This is a genomic window from Niallia alba, from assembly GCF_012933555.1.
Taxonomy (GTDB): domain Bacteria; phylum Bacillota; class Bacilli; order Bacillales; family Cytobacillaceae; genus Niallia; species Niallia alba.
On sequence record NZ_JABBPK010000001.1, the window covers coordinates 4,549,395 to 4,572,356 of the forward strand.

The 22,962-nt window shown below is 37.2% G+C and carries 22 protein-coding genes and 1 riboswitch; of the genes, 10 read left to right on the top strand and 12 right to left on the bottom strand.

The genetic code is table 11. The annotated features are described in order from the left end of the window. The first annotated feature begins 110 nt into the window (after nt 1-110). Nucleotides 111-1,463 carry a gluconate:H+ symporter gene (locus tag HHU08_RS21595; protein WP_169189302.1) on the top strand — a complete coding sequence of 451 codons (1,353 nt, stop codon included), beginning with the start codon at nt 111-113 and terminating at the stop codon, nt 1,461-1,463. A gap of 196 nt (nt 1,464-1,659) precedes the next feature. On the opposite strand, the gene cysK is transcribed toward HHU08_RS21595, so the two are convergent. Then, entirely contained in the window at nt 1,660-2,595 is a 936-nt protein-coding gene (gene cysK, locus HHU08_RS21600; RefSeq protein WP_101729581.1) for a cysteine synthase A, read from the bottom strand. 434 nt (nt 2,596-3,029) lie between these two features. On the opposite strand from cysK, the gene HHU08_RS21605 reads away from it, so the two are divergent. Next, nucleotides 3,030-3,320 carry a hypothetical protein gene (locus HHU08_RS21605; RefSeq protein WP_016205070.1) on the top strand — a complete coding sequence of 97 codons (291 nt, stop codon included), beginning with the start codon at nt 3,030-3,032 and terminating at the stop codon, nt 3,318-3,320. A 323-nt stretch (nt 3,321-3,643) separates the two neighbouring features. Here HHU08_RS21605 and HHU08_RS21610 read toward each other — a convergent pair whose 3' ends face one another. Further along, on the bottom strand, nt 3,644-4,099 hold the full coding sequence (locus HHU08_RS21610; protein WP_169189303.1) for a hypothetical protein: 456 nt from the start codon (nt 4,097-4,099) through the stop codon (nt 3,644-3,646). Nucleotides 4,100-4,390: 291 nt separating this feature from the next. On the opposite strand from HHU08_RS21610, the gene HHU08_RS21615 reads away from it, so the two are divergent. Then, entirely contained in the window at nt 4,391-5,200 is an 810-nt protein-coding gene (locus HHU08_RS21615) for a Fic family protein (protein ID WP_268870239.1), read from the top strand. Nucleotides 5,201-5,551: 351 nt separating this feature from the next. Here HHU08_RS21615 and HHU08_RS21620 read toward each other — a convergent pair whose 3' ends face one another. From HHU08_RS21620 to HHU08_RS21630, 3 genes are all read right to left on the bottom strand, one after another. Further along, nucleotides 5,552-5,698, bottom strand: a complete 147-nt coding sequence (locus HHU08_RS21620) for a hypothetical protein (RefSeq protein WP_016205422.1) — start codon at nt 5,696-5,698, stop codon at nt 5,552-5,554. A 158-nt stretch (nt 5,699-5,856) separates the two neighbouring features. After that, entirely contained in the window at nt 5,857-6,696 is an 840-nt protein-coding gene (locus HHU08_RS21625; RefSeq protein WP_016205423.1) for an endonuclease/exonuclease/phosphatase family protein, read from the bottom strand. Then, the gene (locus HHU08_RS21630; RefSeq protein ID WP_101729532.1) at nt 6,693-8,336 is read right to left on the bottom strand and encodes a PTS transporter subunit IIBC; all 1,644 of its coding nucleotides are present in this window, start codon (nt 8,334-8,336) and stop codon (nt 6,693-6,695) included. Before HHU08_RS21630 ends, HHU08_RS21625 begins: the two co-directional genes overlap by 4 nt. A 280-nt stretch (nt 8,337-8,616) precedes the next feature. On the opposite strand from HHU08_RS21630, the gene HHU08_RS21635 reads away from it, so the two are divergent. The 4 genes from HHU08_RS21635 (at nt 8,617) to HHU08_RS21650 (ending at nt 12,126) form a co-directional block, all read left to right on the top strand. Next, entirely contained in the window at nt 8,617-9,291 is a 675-nt protein-coding gene (locus HHU08_RS21635; protein ID WP_169189304.1) for a PTS transporter subunit IIC, read from the top strand. Between the two features lie 187 nt (nt 9,292-9,478). Further along, nucleotides 9,479-9,580, top strand: a riboswitch (purine riboswitch). A 73-nt stretch (nt 9,581-9,653) separates the two neighbouring features. Continuing rightward, complete coding sequence (locus HHU08_RS21640; RefSeq protein ID WP_169189305.1) at nt 9,654-10,727, top strand: solute carrier family 23 protein; 1,074 nt, start codon at nt 9,654-9,656, stop codon at nt 10,725-10,727. 18 nt (nt 10,728-10,745) lie between these two features. After that, entirely contained in the window at nt 10,746-11,279 is a 534-nt protein-coding gene (locus tag HHU08_RS21645; RefSeq protein ID WP_205835845.1) for a phosphoribosyltransferase family protein, read from the top strand. 586 nt (nt 11,280-11,865) lie between these two features. Next, nucleotides 11,866-12,126, top strand: a complete 261-nt coding sequence (locus tag HHU08_RS21650) for a hypothetical protein (RefSeq protein WP_016205452.1) — start codon at nt 11,866-11,868, stop codon at nt 12,124-12,126. Nucleotides 12,127-12,330: 204 nt separating this feature from the next. Here the strand turns inward: HHU08_RS21650 and HHU08_RS21655 are convergent. The 3 genes from HHU08_RS21655 to HHU08_RS21665 all read right to left on the bottom strand — a co-directional run bounded on the left by HHU08_RS21655 (nt 12,331) and on the right by HHU08_RS21665 (nt 15,219). After that, a protein-coding gene (locus tag HHU08_RS21655) for an IS3 family transposase (RefSeq protein WP_169189307.1) occupies nt 12,331-13,499 on the bottom strand; the annotation gives its coding sequence in 2 pieces (ribosomal slippage) (nt 12,331-13,223 and nt 13,223-13,499; 1,170 coding nt in all). Nucleotides 13,500-13,576: 77 nt separating this feature from the next. Continuing rightward, nucleotides 13,577-14,038, bottom strand: a complete 462-nt coding sequence (locus HHU08_RS21660) for a helix-turn-helix domain-containing protein (protein WP_016205455.1) — start codon at nt 14,036-14,038, stop codon at nt 13,577-13,579. A gap of 92 nt (nt 14,039-14,130) precedes the next feature. Further along, a complete protein-coding gene (locus HHU08_RS21665; protein WP_169189308.1) occupies nt 14,131-15,219 on the bottom strand; it encodes a glycosyltransferase in 1,089 nt (362 codons plus the stop codon). 327 nt (nt 15,220-15,546) lie between these two features. Here HHU08_RS21665 and mntA point away from each other — a divergent pair, with 327 nt between their 5' ends. Next, nucleotides 15,547-15,957 carry a type VII toxin-antitoxin system MntA family adenylyltransferase antitoxin gene (mntA, locus tag HHU08_RS21670; RefSeq protein ID WP_169189309.1) on the top strand — a complete coding sequence of 137 codons (411 nt, stop codon included), beginning with the start codon at nt 15,547-15,549 and terminating at the stop codon, nt 15,955-15,957. Next, nucleotides 15,950-16,102, top strand: a complete 153-nt coding sequence (locus tag HHU08_RS21675; protein WP_205835867.1) for a hypothetical protein — start codon at nt 15,950-15,952, stop codon at nt 16,100-16,102. The genes mntA and HHU08_RS21675 overlap by 8 nt, the downstream gene beginning before the upstream one ends. A gap of 443 nt (nt 16,103-16,545) precedes the next feature. On the opposite strand, the gene HHU08_RS21685 is transcribed toward HHU08_RS21675, so the two are convergent. Together HHU08_RS21685 and HHU08_RS21690 are read right to left on the bottom strand one after the other, a co-directional pair. Further along, nucleotides 16,546-17,091, bottom strand: coding sequence for a transposase (locus HHU08_RS21685; protein ID WP_169189310.1), 546 nt, complete (start codon nt 17,089-17,091; stop codon nt 16,546-16,548). Next, a complete protein-coding gene (locus HHU08_RS21690; RefSeq protein ID WP_169189311.1) occupies nt 17,091-18,626 on the bottom strand; it encodes a YifB family Mg chelatase-like AAA ATPase in 1,536 nt (511 codons plus the stop codon). Before HHU08_RS21690 ends, HHU08_RS21685 begins: the two co-directional genes overlap by 1 nt. A gap of 596 nt (nt 18,627-19,222) precedes the next feature. Between HHU08_RS21690 and HHU08_RS21695 the strand changes: the two genes are divergently transcribed. After that, a complete protein-coding gene (locus tag HHU08_RS21695; protein ID WP_169189312.1) occupies nt 19,223-19,867 on the top strand; it encodes a DUF6944 family repetitive protein in 645 nt (214 codons plus the stop codon). 172 nt (nt 19,868-20,039) lie between these two features. Here HHU08_RS21695 and HHU08_RS21700 read toward each other — a convergent pair. Both HHU08_RS21700 and HHU08_RS21705 read right to left on the bottom strand, forming a co-directional pair. Continuing rightward, a protein-coding gene (locus HHU08_RS21700) for an IS1182 family transposase (protein ID WP_212118362.1) occupies nt 20,040-21,393 on the bottom strand; the annotation gives its coding sequence in 2 pieces (ribosomal slippage) (nt 20,040-20,735 and nt 20,737-21,393; 1,353 coding nt in all). Nucleotides 21,394-21,583: 190 nt separating this feature from the next. Continuing rightward, nucleotides 21,584-22,960 carry an APC family permease gene (locus HHU08_RS21705; protein ID WP_169189314.1) on the bottom strand — a complete coding sequence of 459 codons (1,377 nt, stop codon included), beginning with the start codon at nt 22,958-22,960 and terminating at the stop codon, nt 21,584-21,586. Nucleotides 22,961-22,962: the final 2 nt, after the last annotated feature.

Here is a 22,962-nt window from a genome sequence, read left to right on the forward strand (position 1 = left end):
CACTTATATTGTTATGAAAGCGATTTTATGTTGAGATATTCTGAGAGAAAACTAGAATTGTAAGATCATAGTTCATCACAACTAGAATATTAACTAAAGGAGAGAAAGTTATGCCATTAATTATTACTGCTATTGGTATTTTACTTTTAATATTTTTGATTATGAAGGTCAGGCTTCATACCTTTATCACATTGGTGGTTATTTCGTTCTTATTAGGTGTGGGACTTGGAATGCCAATCAATGAAATCATGGGATCTATCCAAAATGGATTAGGTAAAACAATGGCTAGTACAGCATTGATTTTTGGGCTTGGAGCTATTTTAGGGAAACTAATTGCTGACGCTGGCGGAGCCCAACGTATTGCAATGACATTAATTGATAAATTTGGTAAGAAGCATGTTCAATGGGCAGTCGTTCTTGCTTCCTTCATTCTTGGTATTGCCTTATTCTTCGAAGTAGGACTTGTCTTATTAATACCAATCGTTTATCAAATTGCCAAACAAACAAAAATTTCATTTGTTTGGTTAGGACTGCCGATGACAACGGCATTATCTGTAACACACGCTTTCTTACCACCGCATCCAGGACCAACTGTGATAGCTGCTCAATATGGGGCAAATATTGGAATGGTCTTGCTATACGGCTTTGTCATTGCTATTCCAACGATTCTTATTGCAGGACCACTATTCACAATATTTGCAAAAAAAGTAGTTCCGTCAGCTTTTAATAAAGTGATGGAAGGCAGTATTGCAAAATTAGGCGATGCAAAAGCCTATAAATTAGAAGATACGCCAAAATTTAGTGTGAGTGCATTCACTGCATTATTTCCAGTTCTATTAATGAGTATAGCTACAATTGTTACCCTAATTAGAGATGTAGTAGGTTTAGAGGATAACTTATTCTTTGCCATTGTGGAGACGATTGGTCATCCATCTATGGTTATGCTATTATCCGTGTTACTAGCTATCTATACAATGGGTATCGCACGAAAAATCCCAATTGATAGCATTATGACATCTGTGGAAAGTTCCGTTAAAGCGATAGGGATGCTACTATTAATCCTAGGAGTTAGTGGTTCACTTAAAGAAGTATTAATGGATGGTGGTGTCGGAGATTATGTTGCTGAAATTTTCGAAGGAAGTACCATTTCCCCATTAGTCCTTGCATGGTTAATTGCAGCAATCATTAGACTTGCACAAGGATCGGCAACCGTGTCCGCGTTAACAACAGCTGGATTAGTTATTCCAATGTTGGCTGGTAGTGATGTAAATTTAGCCCTATTAGTATTGGCAACAGGATCTGGTAGTGTTATTGCTTCACACGTAAATGATACCGGTTTCTGGATTATTAAAGAGTCCTTCGGATTGACAATGAAGGAAACATTTGCAACATGGACAGTACTCGAAACGCTTATCTCTGTCTGTGGATTAGGATTTGTCTTATTGCTTAGTTTATTTGTATAAAGATGGGACAAGCCCCTGCTCTCAAAATTAAGAAGCCAGTGAAATTCTACGTTTCGTAAAGTTTCACTGGCTTTGATTTTTTTAGAAAGGGTGATAAACTTTCGTTTCTTTGACTTAGAAAAAATAAATCGCTATACTAAACATCCCTGTGAAATAAGATTATTCGTGGCGTTCGAGGCGTCACTGTGACCATATTCTATTCTGCTGGAAAAAGTTCTGTTGATAAGTATCTTTCTCCTGTATCAGGAAGTAAAACAACAATTGTTTTCCCTGCATTTTCTGGTCTTTTCGCTATTTGAGTTGCTGCAAAAGCAGCTGCTCCTGAAGAAATGCCTACGATTAGTCCTTCCGTTCTTGCCAATTGCTTTGCTGCATCAAAAGCATCCTCATTTGCTACAGTAAAAATCTCATCCACTACAGAACGATTGAAGTTATCTGGGACAAATCCAGGTCCAATTCCTTGAATTTTATGTGGAGCCTTTGTACCGCCTGATAAAACTGGTGAACTAGCAGGTTCCACTGCAATAATTTGAACAGAATTCTTCTTCGATTTTAATACTTCTCCTACTCCACTAATCGTACCGCCAGTTCCCACTCCCCCTACAAAAATATCAACTTCTCCATTTGTATCCTTCCAGATTTCTTCCGCTGTTGTTTTTTTATGAATTTCTGGGTTGGCTGGGTTTTTAAATTGTTGAGGGATATAAGAGTTAGGAATTTCAGCAGCCAATTCTTCCGCCTTTTTAATTGCTCCAGGCATACCGTCTGCCGCTGGTGTTAGAACCAACTCTGCTCCTAAGGCAATAAGCAATTTTCTACGTTCGATACTAAAGCTTTCAGGCAGTGTAATGATAAGTTTGTATCCTAATGCTGCTGCGGCAAATGCTAATGCTACACCAGTGTTACCACTTGTTGGCTCAATAAGAACCGAGTCTTTATTAATTAGCCCTTTTTCTTCTGCATCTCTAATCAACGCCAGACCAATTCTATCTTTTACACTTCCAGCTGGATTAAAATACTCTAATTTAGCGATAACTTGTGCTCCAACATTATTTGCTTCATTAAAGTTTACAAGTTCTAACAGAGGTGTATTACCAATGAGTTGAGTTAAATTAGTTGCGATGTTTGCCACTTTGTTTACCATTTCCATTCCTCCTACACTCTTAATCCCGATTTAACATATCAGATATATAAACTTTACTACTCTACACACAAAAGTACAAGTATGATTTTAAATTTTTTTGAATTTTTTAAATTAAATTTATCTTTTTGAAGGGAATCAGGGGGGACGGTTCTATGGCTTTCCTTTGAAATACTCATCACTCCCTTTCCCCACCCTTTTACTACAGAAGGAGAGACTTGGTCTTTCTTCTCTATTTCTTTGACTATAAAAGAGGAGAAAGTAGTGCAAAACGTACAGAAGTATTAGACGATTATTATCTTTCTTTTTATCCCAAAGCTTCCTAAGTTACTAAATTCAATAACATACTTTTAAAAATTTGATGATATAATTTAAGAAAAAGGAAATTGGAAAAATTTTAAATTTCCCCTATTGGAGAGAGAACAATGAAATTAAGTGACCGTTTTTTTAAGAATAGAGTAAAGCCTATCGCAATTGCTCAGTTAATATTGGTGATCCCACTGCTAATTATCGTAATTTTAACTTTTACATCAAACACTGTAAATTTGTTCTATACGGCCGTTATACAAATTCTGCTTGCAATATCTATGTTTTTAACGGGGATTGAGCAATATATGCTTAAAAACAAATGGCAAGCTATTACTTTTTTTGCCTTAACATTATTTATCATTTTTGTTGTTATCCAAACCTTTTATGTTGCAAGTATACAGAGATAGTTAAACCGACTTAAAAAAAACGCAAGGTTATATATACTCCCTTGCGTTTTTGTGTGAATTATAATGTTAAAACAATGCAACTTCCTTTGTGATTTTGGTTTCTATATGCGATTCCTACCTTAAAACTGAATTACAAAATCTCCCGTGAAACAAGATTATTCAGGATGTCACTATAACCAAAAAAGGGAGAGAAAGCTCACTCCCGTTCTTAAGAACCTTATTCAATCAAACGTTTGATTAGAAAATTACCAAAAAGAGCAATCTCTTTTCCACTGAGAGATTGCTCTTTTTATCCAATCACTCTATTTCTGATGACATTGCTTCTAAAATGCTTTACTTTTAAGTATTTCATTTTCTTTTCCTAAAACAATAATTTCGTATCTTTGATCTTCTTTTAACAAGGAGGGTAACTTATTCGATACAATTATTTTGTTTGTCTGATTAATTAGTTTCGTACTCTTTTCTCTATTGTTAGCAGAAAGTGATGTTTTTATATAATAAGTAATTAGTTGAGAATCCTCATCTAATGATACATTCTCATAATGAATGGATGATATTTTTAGTTTATTTTCAATTTCGGAAGTTACAACTAGCCATCTAGCACCCTCATTGTATGATTCGATATAGTTATGATTTAGAGCATTGGGAAAAAGGAACCTAAATGACAGCAGAATTAGTAATAAGAAGAGGATGATTTCTAGAATACGGCTTCTTTTTTGCTTATTTTCTTTTATCATTTTTCTATATTTATTTTGTATTTTTTGTTGCTGAAAATTCATAACAAAGCTCCTTCCGACATTTTATATCCATTCATTTCTATCAAAGGGAAAAATAACCATTTTTCAATAAATTTATAGTATACTATATTTGTAAGCGTCAAACTATACCCACATGGTTTGACGCTTACATATCTAGCACTACAGCGATTTCATCATATTTTAATTCTAATATATATTTTAAAAATAATCCCTCTCGATACTTGGGTTTAATTTTTTTAATTTAGAATTGAAGTAAATAATTATCAAAAAGTATTTTTCGAGGGATTTGAACGTATACGGAATGGTTATCCGATAACAACTAGATTGATTCAGGAGCTTCACCAAATACTTATGGAAGGAGCAAGAGGTTCCATACAATCAAGTGGAGACTTTCGGAAAATCAAAAATTTCATTGGCCCAACAAATAGGATTGAGGATGCGTCTTATATCCCTATTTCAGCTGATAAGATTAATGATTACATGAGTAATCTTGAAAACTTTATTAATGGTCTTCCCTACAATCAAAACTTATCAGTTAACCATTTAGCTGGGTTAACTGATAGTTTTATATTCGATGAAAATAGCGACCCTCTTATAAAAGCGGCAATTATACACGCTCAATTCGAATCTATCCATCCTTTTCTTGATGGTAATGGTCGCTTAGGAAGGATTCTAATTGTTCTATACCTTATGCAATCAAAACTTGTCACAAAACCCATTTTCTTTGTAAGTGAGGAATTAGAAAAGGAACGTATGCGATACTATGATCTATTAAATGGTGTCCGTGGACAAGAGCCTGATTGGGGTAGCTGGATTCTTTTCTTCCTAAATGCATGTAATCGTATGGCTGAAAAAAATAATACTAAACTAGATAATGCTGAAGAATTTGCTACAGCTGGTATGAAACTATGTGAAACCCCTTCAGATACACGAGTTTGGTTATATACCTTCTCTAATCCATTTACAAATGTTTCTACTGTTGCAAAAGCTCTAAACATGTCTCCAAATACTGCTAGAAAGTCTTTGAATCAATTGGTAGAAAAAGGATTATTATTCACTGATCGTCATACAAAAAGAAATAAAAAATTTCGTCATTACGAGCTTGTGCGGATTCTTAGTTAAAGGGGATTCGCACTTTATTAAAATTATTTTCAGCAAAAAATAAGAAAATGAAACCCCAAAATGGCTCCTTCCCTTTGACCTTTACAGAGAGACAGAATATAGCATTTTGTCTTTTGGTGGTGCCTGGTGCCTGGCACCTGATTTTCAGGTCACATCCAAAGCCTCCCGTGAAACATTTATGTGAAACAAGATTATTCGAGGCGTCACTGTGACCTGTAACCTTTAGCAAACAACACACAGTTGAAAACAATTGTTATAAGCTATATAATAAACGTATATCATGAAAAAGAGAAGCGCGCGAACACTTCTCCCTGCAACCTCTACCGTCAGGGTGTGGTTGTCAATTAAATATTATTTTGGTTGAGAACCACCCTTTTGCTTGCGACGGCGTAGGGTGGTTTTCTTGTTTTCTAATATGTTCTTCCGAAAGAAATAGGCGCTAATCTCATGCACAATCCCCTTCAGAACTTCACGAAGAAATTCAAGAAATGTTTCCATGATTATCACCTCCTTTCCTAAACGGAAAGAAGCACAACAACCAACCACCCTCACAATATTCAGTTGCTATTTCAGTTTATCACATTCACACAATCTAACTCTCTATCAATCTTCGACAAATTTCGGGCCGTCACTGTGACCTAGAATTTTGGTGCCTGTCACCCTATCTCTACCTTAACCCCAAAATGATCAGACACAACCGGCGTGGTTCTTCCATCAAAAACAGTTTCATATGAGTAAACAGATAGATTAGAAGAAACAAAGATATAATCAATCCGAAGCAGATCACTATTATTCTCCCAGCCATCAATTTTCTTCACCACAGTATGGCTGCCATTTTTGACCGTGGCATCTAGATAAGCATCCTTTAAATGGGGGTGCTTGGAAACAACGCTATAGCCTTCTTTCTCGATATGAGCAGGGTTATTAAAATCGCCCATCAACAAGATACATCCACCTGCCCGTGCTTCCGCTTCCCATGCTTCAACAAGCTTGTTCCATTCATACAAGAAAGGATAGCTTTCGGTTTCATCCTGCCACCAAGAGAGGTGCAATCCGTATACTAAATAGTTTCTTTCACTTGCTTGAAAACTAACTTCCAACGCTTTTCTTGTATGATAGTCTGTATAATCATCTTTGCGGGACAGCAATATCCCTCTTGCATTTGTTACCTTAAATCGAGTGAGAATGGCGATTCCTTCATCATATTGGTCGTAACCAATATGACTAGGAACCCAGCTCCAATAATATTCAAGCCCTTCTTTCTTCAGCTCCTGCTGGAGAAGAAAAGCAAAGTTATCTTTTTTAATTACCGTATCTTGATTGGGGGCAATGAAAAAAGAATCCACCTCTGCCTCCTCTGCATCCATCGATTGATTTACTTCCTGTAAGGAAATAACATCATAGGAATCAGCAAGCAATTGCACCTTGATCGCTTCCAGTTTTTCTAAAGGACTTTCTTCTATCCAGCTATGGGTATTTAATGTTAATAATTTCATTCACTTTGCTCCAAATAGTCATTAATGTCTGATTTCAGAATGTCAGCCTTTGGACCATAGATAGCTTGAACACCGCCATCCTTCTTAATTAAGCCCATTGCACCAGCTGCTTTCCATGACGATTCATCGCCTACTTTATCTAGCTCTTTTACAGAGACACGCAGTCTTGTCATACAGGCATCCACATCAGTAATATTAGCTTTTCCGCCTAATAAGTCGACAATTTCTAACACTTGGCTGTTAGTAGGACCAGCGTTCCCAGCTTCAGTGGTGTTAGAATCTGCATCACTTTCATAGTTACCATTACGACCTGGTGTTGAAAAATTAAATTTCTTAATCATGACATTCGCAATAAAATAGCTCACTATAAAGAAGACAATACATACAATTACATAGTTTAGGACGTCGCCTCCCAAGCCTGCTTTAAAAGCAATCGGCAAACGTGTAATCAGTTCTAAGTTTCCAAAGGAATGGAGCCGTAAATGGACAATATCCGCAGAGGCAAAAGCTAATCCTTGTAAAATAGCATAAACAACATAAAGTACTGGAGCAGCAAACATAAACATGAATTCTAATGGCTCTGTAACCCCTGTTAAGAAGACAGCGATGGCTGCGGAAAAAATCATTGATTTATACTTTTTCTTTTTATCCATATCCACATTTCGGTAGATTGCAACAGCGACTCCCATCAAAATTGCTGTTGCACCAATCATCTGCCCTACTTTAAAACGTGCTGGAGTAACAGATGAGAGCAGTTGATTATATGCCGCAGTATCACCCGCATTTTGTAGATTTACTAAATCACTTGCCCAAGCTAGCCAAAGTGGATCTTGTCCAAATACTTCCTTACCAGCCATCACACCAGACATGATCGTATACGTTCCACCTAGTGAGGTATAGTTAATTGGAATCGTCAACATATGGTGTAGACCAAATGGAATAAGTAGACGTTCAGCTGTACCATAGATAAAAGGCGCTAGGATTGGAGCGCTTTCACTTGAAGTCGCAATCCATAATCCAAAATGGTTAATGCCTGTTTGAATCGTTGGCCAAATCACCGCAAGGATCAAGGAAACGATAACAGACCAAAGGATAACCACAAACGGTACAAATCGTTTTCCATTAAAGAAGGCCAGTGCATCTGGCAGCTTTCTGAAATTGTAATATTTATTATAGACAATTGCTCCGATAAAGCCAGAGATAATCCCCACGAAAACACCCATATTAAGTGCAGGCGCTTCCAATACACTTGTAAAATATCCTTCTACTAAAATCTTGGTTCCAAATAAAGTATGCGTAAATGCACCATCTTCAGATAGCATTTCATTTGTGACCCCAAAGATAGAGCCTGTAATTCTATTAATTAATAAGAAGGCAATTCCCGCAGCAAAGGCTCCGCCTGCTTTTTCCTTTGCCCACGAACCACCAATTGCTAAGGCAAATAAAATATGTAAATTCCCAATAATCCCCCAGCCAATATTCTCTACAACGCTTCCAATTGTGATAAAAACAGAAGCATCAATCATGGCAATCAGCTTACCTAAACTAATCATAATCCCAGCTGCCGGCATAACAGCTACCACTACCATCAATGCTTTTCCGAATTTTTGCCAAAATTCAAATGACAACATCTTTTTCATTGTGTTCCCTCCTATTTACAATTAAAACGTTTGCACTAAAACTTATCTTTGATTATAGTAATATATCAACCATTTTACAAGAAAAATATTTATAATTTTAGTAATTAATTGCAAAAATAGCGCAAACGATTGCATTAATCAGAATCACCTTCAGAAAAAATCCTTCTTTTAAAAAGAATGATAAATAAATTGCGTCTGTTAATTTAACTGTCTATCTCTTATGGACAAAATAGACCGTTTGTCTTTTTATGGTGCCTGACTCCCAAAAAACCCTGGACAATTGTCGGTCGCAGAAATTTTCACCTTAGCCTTTACTGGTGCTGTTGCCCTTGAACTATTTGCATTAGTTGACAGTTGGTTCGGCCCAGCTATTGGTCCTTTATCCGAAGGTATTACATCGAAAATGAGTAAGCGTTTTAAAGGCCGGAAATTATTGATAGGAATCGACTGGCCAATCCTGGCGACACGCGCAGAACTATGGGCAGTAGCGAATATTTTAGCACCAATCTTGCTGCTAGTCGCTATCTTTCTTCCCGGCAATACAGTCCTTCCATTAGGAGGAATTCTGCTTACTGTATTAGCCCCAGCCCTTTTAATCGTGACAAAGGGAAGAGTAGTACGCATGACCATTATTGGAACCATTTTAATTCCTTTATTCTTATGGGGAGCAACTTTTATTGCTAAATTCGTGACGGAAACCTCTAAAGCTATGGGGAATTTTCCTAATGGATTGGATGCAGATGCCCTGTTCTCTTCCGTGGACTCTGATCCAATTGAAAAAATGCTAGCTATTCTATTTGGGAAAGCTGTCGATGCTTGGGATATCAAATTAATAGGATTCTCCGTGTTAGCGCTTATCGCTTATATCCTGTTATTCGGCTGGTACTTTAAACAAATGAGAAAAGAAAATAAGAAAATGGAATTGAAACAAAATACAGATAAGAAAGTATCATAAGTAGAAAATAGGGTGTTAACTTTGAAATTTCAGGTTAGCATTCTATTTTTATTTTCATGGAGCGTATAAAGAAAATCGCCATAACTACTGTATTCATCCTTCAGCAGATTCTACTGCCAAAAGAAGTCCTCATCTTCTATTTTTTCAAAATTTTTATTCAAAATGCGAACTTTTTAAGTTACAATGTAAATATTGTACGTAAATAACCCGTATAATCCCGGTAATATGGTCTGGGAGTCTCTACAGAGTGGCCTTAAATCACTCTACTATGGACGGAAAATTTCTTTTTCTAGAAACCGTTCTACTTTGCTGAACGGTTTTTTTCTATAGGACATTGCGGGAAATAGTAAAGGAGAAGGAAAATGGAAGATATACTAAAAGACATACTAGCAGCATTTAGTGTTGTATTAAATGGATTGCCCCAAGGGTTATTGGCGCTATCTTTTGGCTTTGCGTCCGTGCCAACCGCACTTGCTTTTCTTGTAGGTGCTGCTGGGAATAGCTTAACAAGCAATGTAGCTGTTATTTCCTTTCAAGCAGAAACCATAACAGTTGCAGGAACAATGGGGAAAAATATGCGCGAACGGCTCTCTTCCATCTTTTTTGGTGCCTTTTTATTAGTTATTATAGGTGTTTTTGGATTGATGGAACAAATCGTTGCCTGGATTGGTCCTGTTATTACAAACGGGATGATGGCTGGTGTTGGTTTTATGCTTGCAAAGGTTGCCTGGGATATGGCAAAAAACGATCGATTGATTGGGGTCACTTCATTCGCTAGTGCCTTATTAACCTATATTATTTCAAAAGACTTAGTATATACAATCACTGTTTCTGTGCTGCTTTCTAGCATTGTCTATCATTTCACTAAAAAAGAATCTGCCACTGTAACAAATATGCTAACAGAAGATAAATTTAAGCTCCAAAAGTTTATTCTCAACCCTTCTGTTATTCGCGGGGCACTCGCTCTTGTTTGTTTGAATATTGGTGCTAATATTGCCTTTGGAAAAATCAATGGAGAAATCGCCGGAGCAAATGTAAATATTGATACGCTAACGATTATTAGTAGTTTAGCAGATATGGTCTCTTCTTTATTTGGCGGAGGACCTGTGGAAATCATTATTTCTGCGACTGCTTCTGCTCCCCATGCAGTATGGGCAGGTGTTCTAACAATGGCCATCATGGCAGCGATCCTGTTCTTCAAACTTTTGCCGAAGATTGGAAAATATGTACCTAGTTCATCCATTGCCGGTTTCCTTTTCGTCTTAGGTGCGATTGTGACATTACCAGGCAATGCAACAGCCGCACTAACTGGTACAGAAGCTAGTTCCCCTATTGTTGGAGCCATTACTATCATCGTAACAGCCATTGCCGATCCATTTTTAGGGTTATTAGCTGGCGTTGTGATGGAATTTTTACTAGGACTCTTTGGAGTTTAAGAAAAAGGAGAATTTATGATGGAGACTTATTCACTAGCTGTTGCCGGAGTAAAAAGAAAGTTACCAATTATCCCAATTTCAAATGATTTAAAGATTGCAAGCTTTGTTATTTTAGGCGATACAGAAATCGTCGTTGCAGCCGCTTCCCTCTTAGCAGAGCAATTGAAAGACATCGATTATTTAGTAACAGCCGAGGCAAAAGGAATTCCCCTCGTCCATGAACTATCGAAACAACTAAACATGCCAGAATATATCGTTGCTCGAAAAAGTGTAAAACCCTATATGGACGAACCGCTAATCAATCAAGTCGTGTCCATTACCACACAAAAAGAACAATTACTCTGTTTAGATGGAAAAGACGCCGCCAAGATTAAAGGAAAACGCATTGCCTTAATAGATGATGTCATTAGCACCGGAGAGTCGATACGAATACTCGAGGAACTAGTTACCAAAGCAGGAGGAATCACTGTTTCAAAAGCTGCCATTCTTGCTGAGGGTGATGCTGCCGAAAGAGATGATATCGTTTATTTAGAGAAGTTGCCTGTGTTTTGATGGGTAGAATTTCAGGGGGACGGTCTTATAAGAGGTATGAAAGTAGGAGATAATTTTTGCTTTCTCTCCTCTTATCGTCTTGCATCTCTAGAAGAATTTAGGTTTGGTCACAGTGACGACCCGAAATTTGTCGAAGATTGATAGAGAGTTAGATTGTGTGAACTCGTTGCACAGCGACGTTCAGAAAAATCTTGTTTCACATGAATGTTTCACGGGATGTTATATGTGTGTGATGGTTATAGAAATTTGTTAATGGATTGTTGCAGAAGAATAGAGCAAATCTTATTTAACCCTTATTTTACTAATAGGGTATAGTTGCACAGAGACGTCTTGAAATCAAATTCGTAAATTCATTTATAAAAATTTTAAAATGAACTTACGAATTTTAGTTAATTAAAATATTGATTCAAAAAAACTGATAATTCATTGACTATAATCCTATTGATATATTAGTATAAAGATACAATAAAAAACTAACGGGAAGTCCCCGAGAATCCTATGGAAGTTTGTACATTTGCTTGTACAAACTCGATAGCATTTTCAGGGACTTTTTTGTTTTTTTTTGTGAAAAAAAGGAGGAGTCTCTATGAAGAAGTTAGTAAGCGCAAAAGCAAATTGGCTAAAAAAGGAGTTGGCTTATTTTGGATCGACTGCAGTAATCTGTCTGTATCTGGTGATTCCAAGTAATGTTTATGCAGAAGAAGCATGGAAGAAGGCGGGGTTTGATAAAAGGCCTTTGGACGAGGATTTTATGAGAAATCTATTTTTTGTAGTAGCATTCTTAGCAATAATCGCAATTATTTATATTACTATTTTCATTATTTTACGCAATCGCAGTAAACATTAAATTGGGATTAACAGATGTCAATTTGACAATTCTTGGTCACAGTGCACCGAATTGTTGGTTTGCCTGATGCTTCTGTTAAAGAGTCATGAAACAGGTGCCAGGCCATAGCCATCAAGTTAAGCATATCATTACTAATCTAGATAAAAAAGTCTATCCTTTCTATTAGACTGACCTAGCAATATGGGACAGTTATAAAACACCTTCTTAGGCTGCCATATTACCAAACTCTATTGGTGTGTAGTAGCCTAATTTTTCTTGAATACGCTCTTCGTTATAATACCTCATAAATTGATCGACACGTTCTGTAACTTCTTTTAAAGACAAAGAATGAAATTTAACATACTGAAATTCTTCTGATTTTAGGTTTGAGTGAAAGGACTCAATGACTGCATTGCCCCAACAATTTCCCCTGCGTGACATACTACTGACTAAATTCTTCTCTTTGATCCGATTTTGATACGCATAGGTTTGAGAGGCGTAAACACTTCCTTGATCTGAGTGGATGATTACTCCTTCAGGGTTTCCTCGTTTTGCTAGTGCTTCATTCAAGGTATCCATTACTAAAGAAGTTTGTTGATGGGGATAAAGCCTATAGGCAACGATTTGAATGTTAAACAAATCCATGATGGTAGATAAATATAAAGTATCTGGACCATATTGAATATAGGTAATATCTGTTACCCATTTTTCTTTAGGATTGCTTGCATAAAATTCTCGCTGTAATAAGTTTGGTGCAACAATGACAGATTCCCCTTGTGATTTCCACTTTCTCTTTTGCTTTACTCTACACTGAAGATGGTATTTTTGCATAATGCGTTGAACAGTATTGCGATTTAATTTAATCTGATAGTTACGCTTTAACAGCTCCTTGATCTTCCGGTGACCATATCGGTACTTTGTTTCTTTACATAGGAAAATAATGGTTTCCTCTTGTTTAGACAACTTGGCAGATTGCGAAGATGCCCAGCGATAATAAGTAGATCTTGGTACATGTAAAGCGGATAAAATAGCTGATATAGTATACTTTTTTCGTAATGTCTTTACTAGTCGGAGGACAATTTCTTTTTCAGCTCCTTTTCGATCTCCAAATACTTTTTTAAGATTTCATTCTCCTGCTTTAAATGATTCATTTGGCGTTCCTTTTTCTCTTCATCACTTGAACCATCTGGTCCATACCCATATGAGTATTGCTTTCCTATTGGTTGATCGAATCGATGAACTTGATTTTCCCGATACCATTTCATCCACGTTTTGATTTGAGAAACATTTTTAATCCCATGTTTCTGCATGATTTCTTGATTCGTAAACTGACCGCTCATCTTATCTCTAACAACTGCCCACTTAACCTCATTTGAATATACGTTTTTGCCCATGCAAAACACCTCCGAATTTAGTACTTTGTTTAATTGTACCATTTCGAAGGTGTTTTATATTGTCTCATTAATTTAGGTTAGTCTAGAGTATTAGCTGCTTCTTGATAGTCTTTTTTGTTCCCTAAACAATCTAGCACAATTTGTATTCGTTCTTCCCAAGTCGTTTTTCTTCCCTTAGTCATAGAGCTCGTCCTTCCTTGTGACGTATCTTTTATTTCACTATGACTATTATACTTCTTAATCCACCCTCTAAGGACAGATGGATCGGATATTTCATACATTCTCGTAATTTCACGAATCGAGTAATTTCCAGAGGCATAATCTTGAATAGCGGATAACTTTAGTTCTTTAGAATACTTTTTCCAGGAAGAAGTCTCTTTTAGTCCTTCTAAACCGAATGTATCAAATTTATATTTCCATTCCAAAACGGTAGAAAAGTGCACCTTATAAATCGATGAAACTTGGAGTGACGAATTTACTTCCCCTAAAGCTTTCACTATTTGATATTTCTCTTCTACAGAATAAGATTTTCTAGACATAAAAATACTCCCCTACAAGTAACCAGATTTTTATTTTTTAATCTGTCTACCTAAAGGGGAGCATATCACCTTTCCCTCTATCTAACTCAACACTAAAATAGAAACAACAATAATTCGTCCACGATCACATCCACTTGGTTCCTAAATCCATTACTTGTCTTCCGTTCACGCTTTCCTCGCTCATATCGAAAATCTAAGAATTCATTCCACTCCATGACCTCTCCTAATGCATGCTTTAAAACAAATGCGATTGTATTCTGATCCTCTTTCATTCCATCTCTGTTTAAAAGGAGTAAAGGCACATCATAAATTACCGCTTCACTTACCGTTCCCCACCCGGCCTTCGTAATGACAAGGTCGCTTGCTGCAATATAATGCTGTGACTCAGTCTCATCAGCAGGAATGGAGAAAACATTATCTCCTTCCATTCTTACATTCGATGAGACAATAAATACACAATCCTTACTATCCCAGATTGGCAACGAACTTACATTAATATGATTTATCTTCATTCCTAGGCCAAAGAAAATAACAGTCTTTTTCCTAGAAGGATTTACCTTATCAAGAATCTCTTCTACCTTCTCATCTTCAATCTTTCTAGAAAAAAAGGAAAAATCCCTCTTATCCCCTAGCCAATTTCGTTCATTATTGCCTGCTAATAAGAAAAAGGAAGTCATCCTTTCATATGCTTGTTTCAATCTCTCTAACCTTTCCTTATCCAAAAGGAGTTCATAGGCACTATACCAAGTAAAATTAGAAATTCCAACAGAAGGAATCCCTGCTTTCGTAGCTGCTTCAAACGGTAATGGGGAAATATCAGAGATAACTATATCTACTTTGTTACTTATAAGAAAATCCTCTTCCTTCTCCATCTTGCTTTTCCAGTCTTTAAAAAATATATCAAAACTCTCTTTCAATTTTACCTTATCTGGCTCCAAACTTTGCTTCTTAAGAAAATAACCAATATCAGTTGATACTTCTCTAATAGAAACTTGTTTGAAAGGAAGAGAATTCTTCAAGAAAGGAATAGCAAATGAATGACAAATAATGATATACAAAGAAGGCTCTTTCTCCAAAAGTTCTCTAATAATTGCAACAGAACGCACCGCATGCCCATATCCATAGTCCGATATATAATAAGCAATGGTTTTCTTGAAATTCCTCCTATTTCTATTAACCATAGGATACCCCCACCTAAACGAATTGATAGGAACTATTTTACATTCCTTTTATCCCTGCAAGGAACTATCATTTGTCCTGTTGTAATGCCAACGATATAAGATTGGTGTGTTCTGCCAAACACAAAACAACCACTAATCAAGTAAATATAAAGATACCAGGCTGTATTTTATTTCTCTTTAGTGCAAATTGCAAATAGAATTACTTTTGTCTTCTTGAGAAAGATAATTGTCTTTTTGCGGTGCCTGACACTAATTCTTGACCCCATGTCCCTATATGTGCGGTTTTTCCTTATAAGCTTTATAATATGAGAAAGGACGGTGATAAGCATGCTAAAAGAAGAATTACAAAAGAAGTTAGTTGATAAAATCATTCTAGACACAAACCCAGCCTTCGTCATTCTATTTGGTTCATTCGCTAAAGGCACGACACATGATGAAAGTGACATCGATCTTGCTTATTTCAGTGACAAGAAGCTATCATCTTATGAACGTTTTATGCTTGCTTCTGAGCTTGCTGCAATTGCCGGTCGGGAAGTCGATTTAGTCGACATTAAACAAATCGATACAGTATTTACAATGCAGATTTTTGAGCAAGGCAATCCGATTTATATACATGACGAGAACGAATTTACATGCCAAAAAATGCGTGCTTATAGCATGTATGCTACGTTAAGTGAGCAACGTGCTACAATTATTAATGCGATCAAAGAAAGAGGGAGTGTATTCGGCAATGAATGATGTTATTTTAAATAAAACGACGACAATTGAACGTTGTGTTAAGCGTATTTATGAAGTGTACGAAGACAATCCTGCAAACTTAACGGACTTTACAAAACAGGATAGTATCATTTTAAAAATTCGTGGTCACAGTGACCACACCTGAGGATGAGGAGAAATTCGCACTTTCCCCTCTACCATCTAAACCTTACAAAATGTCTAAATGGAAAACAGCGAATACGGTCCGACTATCACCTCTCTGTCGATTGATATTCAGTTCCATATGAATATCAATCGACAAGTCAAAGTGAAACATCTCTGTGAAACAAGATTTTTCAGGGCGTCACTGTGCAGCGAGAATTTGGTCCTCTTTTAATTTTGTACGGAATCGACAACAAAAAAAAGCACACCATGCAGTTACATCAGCTTGCCCCCTCCAATTCCCTTCAAGCATCAAAAGGGGCATAAAAACGGCTGTATGTATTTACTAGCAAATATTGACTATTAGTTTCTTCCTCAACATGTATTTCTTAGATGGACTATTTATGATTTTTGTCTTTTTGTGGTGCTGACACTTAATATGGTGGTGGTATTCACAACGAATCTAGATTATTGAAAGGTTACGCTACAACAATACTTTTCCCGTTTCTGTGTCGGTGTCCCTTCATAATAATCTAGTAAAAAATTCACATTCATAAAACAAGGTACTGTCGAATCCTTCTTATAATATTGATAGCTACTCCAAGGATAGTATTCTGCCAGCTTAACCATCCTCGCCTCTACTGGGTTAAGGTGTATATAACGGCTAACTTCTAACATACCTTCTTTGTTCTCAATAACTTTGTCATAAAAACGTTTTTCAAAGACATGGCCTGTTAAACGGTATTTGGTGTTATAGTAATTGGCATAACGTTTATTGATTAGTGCCATTAGCTTTGAGATGGGTACTTCACTAGAACGCAATTGGAAATGGAAATGATTATTCATGAGGCAATAAGAGGCGATTTCAAAGGGGTACTTTTCGTAGAGTTGCGTTAGGATATGAAGAAAAGCTTGAAAATCACTGGCATTCCGAAACAAGGGATCACGTCGATTCCCCCGGGAAACAATATGATAAAATCGCTCTGGTATATATACTCTTTTCTTATAGGGCATTATTTCTCCCTCGCAATCGTCATTTGTTTATTCTGCTCCCAGCGTCTTAAGGTCATCGCTTCCCAAATGGCTTGATCAGCTATTCTTTCTTCCCCTGCTAAATCAGAAATGGTCCTTGCGAGTCTAATAATTTTAATCTGAACACGATTGCTCCAGTTTTGCTTAGAAGATATTTGAGTGAGCGTCTTTTTCTGTTCTGTTGTCAAGGCACTCGTTTCCACCAAAATTTCAAACGGAACCTTCGCATTGGATACCTCTTGTTGATACCGTTCATACTGGCGCACACGCGCTTTTTCCACTCTTTTACGAATATCGTTAGAGGATTCTTGCGTCGTGGAGGGCCGGTTAACATTTACTGACTGTAAGGATAAAAGGATGTCCATTCGGTCATAGATAGGACCTGACAACCGATTTCGGTAGGCTTGAATTTGCTTTTGGGAACAGGTGCAATAATGCTGAAGAGAACCGAGGTATCCACATGGACAAGGGTTCATAGCACCTATTAAGATAAAAGAAGCTGGATACGTCACAGTAGAATGCGCTCGACTAATGGTTACTTCACCTGTTTCGAGTGGTTGACGGAGCATATCAAGCGTTTTTTTGGAGAATTCTGCAATCTCATCGAGAAAAAGAATCCCATGATGAGCCATCGAAATTTCACCTGGTCGCGGGTTCGACCCACCACCAATAATGGCGACAGCAGAAGCAGAATGGTGTGGATGCCTGAAAGGAACAAATTGATTATGGATACGCTTTTCACGAGCAAGCTGATACAAACTCATCACTTCGAGTTGTGCTTGATTTGTTAATGAAGGTAGGATGGAGGGAAAGGATTCAGCTAACAAGCTCTTTCCACAACCAGGAGGACCATTCATTAGCAAATTATGCTCACCAGCTGCAGCAATTTCTAATGCTCTTTTTGCTTTCTCATGTCCAATCACATGACAGAAATCCTTTTGATGAGTGTCAACATCTGGAGTTAGATGATTCTCTGAAGAAAAAGAAGGTTGAGACAGCATGCTTTCTTGCCCTTCCAAATGCTGAACGACTTCCTCGATATGAGACACAACTATACATTCAATATCCTGTAGCATATGAAGTGGCAGCACCGAATCATAAGGTAAATACACTCGTTTGATCCCAAGTTGCCTTGCCGCAATAACAGCAGGTAGTATCCCTTCCCCACTCGCAACCGAACCATCAAGGGATAACGCCCCAATGAACGCCGTATCTGTGGGAATTTCACGCTTCACCTCCCCCAGTTCCTTCAAAGCAGCAATTGCGATAGCCAGATCAAATAGCGAACCATTTTTCTTTTGATCAGGCGGAGATAGATTCACAACTACCTTCTTATCCGTCACATCCAAATCAAAATGAGCAATCGACGCCAACACCCTCTCTCGAGACTCCTTAACAGAAGCATCAGGCAACCCAACAATCACCATAGACTCCGTGTCCTGCGATATCCGCACCTCCACCTGCACACGGTAGCCCTCCAAACCTTTCAAACCAATACTTGAAACTTTTGAAGTCATACAACTCCCTCCAAACTATTTATTTTTATAGTACGATGAATGAAAATTAACCGAGAAAGAAACAATTCAAGAAAGATTAAAATAGGAAGATAAATCAATCGAGGTTAAAATAGAAGGAATTCTTATTAGTACAAGAACAACTGAACAACTAACAGAGGGAAAGATATAATCTACCACTCCAATATTCTACAAAATAATCAAATTTCCTGCCAAAATGAAAATAAAAAGAAAGAAGACAACAATACATTTGCTGTACTTCTTCTTTAACAATATCTATAACCATCACAAATAAAACGTCCGTGAAGCTTTCCTGTGAAACAAGATTATTCGAGGCGTCACTGTGCACCATACATGAAGAAATTCAAGAAATGTTTCTATGATCATCTCCTCCTTTCCTAAACGGAAAAAAGCGCAACAACCAACCATCCTCACAACATTCAGTTGCTAATTCAGTTCATCACATTCACACAATCTAATTCTCTATCAATCTTCGACAAATTTTGGGGCGTCACTGTGACCATAAGTTTTGAGGTACCAGGCACCACATAGTTGAATACCCTATAAAAACATCAATAAGAAAATGCGAGCGTGGTATTGTGAAGAATCGCGTTGAAATTGCTTCTGTATGGGTGCAAGTGATCGGAACAGTCCTTGCTGCTTTAGGAAATAGTGCTTGGAAAATACTTAGTGAAGATGAAGTTAAAAACTTGGATTTAGTAGGGAATATTTTACAAGCTTTCGGAAATGCCGTCCAGGCAGATCAACAAGAAACGGTCACATTTGAAAAGATTGGCACACAAATCCAAGCAATTGGAAATACCGTTGTGGCCAGTTCGTATATTTTATTGGAGGAGGATTTAGAAAGTAAATTAATCATTAAAGGGAATTGGCTTCAGGCATTCGGCGCACTTGTCGAAGCTGTCGATGAGGTGCTGGATAACTCAGGACCGGAACAAACATTAAATATCTTAGGTAATACCACACAGGCAGTCGGTAACTCCTTCCAAGCAATCGGCGGGAAGCATATCCTCTTTAACAATAAAGATAAAGGATTATTTTTAGTAATTAGTGGAAGCTGGATACAAGCAGTAGGAACGGTATTAAATGCAATTGGCCAAACCGATGAGGAATTAGCAGAAAATAACCATGTTAACCAAAATAAGAGTGTAGAAGATGCCTCTTCCTTTTATGAGCAAGAAAATCTCAAGCATGCTTGGGAAGAAAGGAATAAATATTATTAGCGAATTTCAAAGTTCAAGGTTAATAAACAAAAAAAGGAAAAGAAATCAATTAAATGATTCAGAGTGTAGAGAAAGTATTATTTTCTCTACACTTTTTTATTTTTATAGGATTATCAAAAATGGAATGGTAGGTTCTTTTATAGAAGTTTTTAAAAAAAAGACTCTCATGCCCCTATCCCATTCTGGATAGATGCATGGCAATCTTCTTTATGTTTTGACAGGTAGCTGTCATTAATACTTGTTCGGCAGCCTTCTGTTTTCCACGTAACCGGCAGTAGCGAAGCCCATGCAGTTCTTTTGAATCTGCGAAGCTTCGCTCTACTTTTTCTTTTCTAAATTTATAAAGGGCCTTCCCTGATTTAGAAAGACGATTTAACCGAATCTTTTCCTTGTTTTCTTCCCAAACATGACGAGTAACTACTTTTGTATGATTTTTAGAACGAGTACATTGGGAAAGCAATGGGCAATCTTTACATCGTTTGGGATTTGATTTATATTCTCGATATCCTTCGCGAGTTGTTGTGCGATAAGGCAGTATTTCTCCGTTTGGACAAGTGTAACAATCGGCTTCTTTATCGTAAGTGAATTTCCATTTGGGAAAGAGTCCTTTTACTGGACTATATCTTCTATGTGCGATTACTCCAAAAATATTTCGTTCTTCTATCCCTTTACAAATAGGGTTTGTTAAATAACCAGAATCTAAAGCAACAGCTTCCACTTGAAATTGGAAACGATCGATTTGACGATCAAGTCGGTCTAAATAAGGAACAGAATCATGGACATTCCCTGGGGTAACAAAGGCATCCGTAATGATGTTAAACTTCATATCCGTCGTACGGTGATCTAAATAACAGAACATCTCTTGTTTTATTATCACGGGACATAAAGCCACAATCAGGATCCGTTGTACTGACCCGAATTTCCTTTGTTTCCTCCACTGCCTCCTTTTTCTTTAGAGGCTTTTTTCCGTGGGCAGTCCGATCCTCCTCAATCGCTTTATCTAATTCTTCCACGTATTCACGTGTTTCCACTTTCACCGTTTCTCTGGTGAATTTATGTTTATTGGCATTCGCTTTCAAATGAGTAGAATCAGTAAATAAAACTCTCCCTCCAACCATTTTATGATTCATCGCTAAAAGAACAATCTCGTCGAAAATGTCCTGAAAGACAGTGGTATCTTTAAATCGATTACACCGATTCCAACTAATCGTAGAATGATGAGGAACAGGATCGGTAATTTTTAAACCAAGGAACCAACGATAAGCGAGATTTACTTGAATTTCCCGCTCTAATTGTCTTTCGGAACGGATGCCATATAAATAACCGATAAACATCATTTTAAATAAAATCAAGGGATCTAAAGATGGACGACCATTGTCTTCGGAGTAATAAGGACGGACTTTATCGAGGATAAAAGAAAAATCAATGTGTTTATCAATTTTTCGTAAGAGATGATTAGCTGGAACAAGCTCATCTAAAAGAACAAATTCTACTTCGTTTTGAGTATGAGAACGGGTATGTAACATCGAAATCACCAACCTATATTTGATAATTATATTATATCAAATTACCGCGGTGAATAGATAAAGTAAATATAAAAAATTAAAGGCTGTCGAGACTTTCTCGACAGCCTGGATTCCTTTCCCTTTGTCCTTCTGAGAAAGACAGAATGTACAATTTGTCTTTTTATGGTGCCTGGCACCATACCTATTACCTCTACTCCTCCAAATCCAAAGAAGTATCCTTCTTAAAAACTTTCAACAAAATCAAATAAACAATCCCGATTGCCAACCAAATAAATCCTAATTTCTTAGACAATGGGTCTAGGTTAATCCATACGTAGCCAATAACGGCAAATCCGATTAGTGGTAACACGAGATGTCTAACATAATCTTTACTTTTTTGTTTTTTAATAAAGTAAATGACAACCGATGCATGTAAGAATAAGAATGCTGATAACGCGCCAAAGTTAACAACGGAAGCTAAGGAGTTAATTTTGGATGAAAAGAATGCTGTTACGATTAAAGAGATTACTGCTACTACTAATGTACTTGCATATGGTGTTTTGAATTTCGGGTGAATTTTTGATAAAAACTTTGGTAGCTTACGGTCACGAGCCATACTGTAAAGAATTCGTGAAATGGCTGCTTGTGCAACGAGTGCGTCAGCTATTCCCCAAGCTAGGGCTGTAGCTAAGATTGTTGTCCATTTCAACCAAGTACCACCAGCTATTTCCGCAATTTGATAGAAGGCAACATCTGCATTTTCAAATGTCGTATAATCTGGCCAGATTAGTGCTGCTACCCATGTTTGAATAATAAATAATAAGCCAACTACAAGTAAGGAGAAGATAATTGCTCGACCAACTGCTTTGCTACCACCTTTGGACTCCTCCGCTAATGTTGAAATCGCGTCAAAGCCTAAGAAGCTTAATACCGCAATCGACACAGCTCCCATGACCACGCTCATGCTGAAGTTATCCGCATCATACAATGGTTTAAATGTGAATTCAGCTCCATTCACCCCTTGTACAATGGCAACAATACCTGTTACCACAAATACAGCTAAAACAATAAGCTCCAATACAACAATAATTTTGTTCGCTTTTGCTGTAAATTCAATACCTACTACGTTAACTACCGTGTTAATTCCGATGAAAATAACAAGCCATACTAAAAGCGGAATTTCTGGAACTATATCATGTAATGCCGCTGCACTAACTAAATATAAAAGCGCTGGTACAAAAATATAATCGAGTAAGATTAACCAGCCTGCAATAAAACCAACAGACTCATTGATCCCACGTTGTGCATAAGAATAAACAGAGCCTGCGATTGGAAATGCCTCAGACATTCTTGCATAGCTTAATGCTGTGAAAATCATCCCAACCATCCCTATTAAGTACGCTAAGGCAACCATCCCATTGGAGCCTTGAGCAACCGATCCATAAATACCAAATGGTGCGATTGGTACCATGAAAACTAAACCATATATCAGTAAATCCCAAAACGTTAAAGAGCGTTTAAGCTCTTGCTTATAGCCAGTGGAAGACACTTGGGCATTGTTTGAAGTTGATTTCTCTGGAACTGCCATCG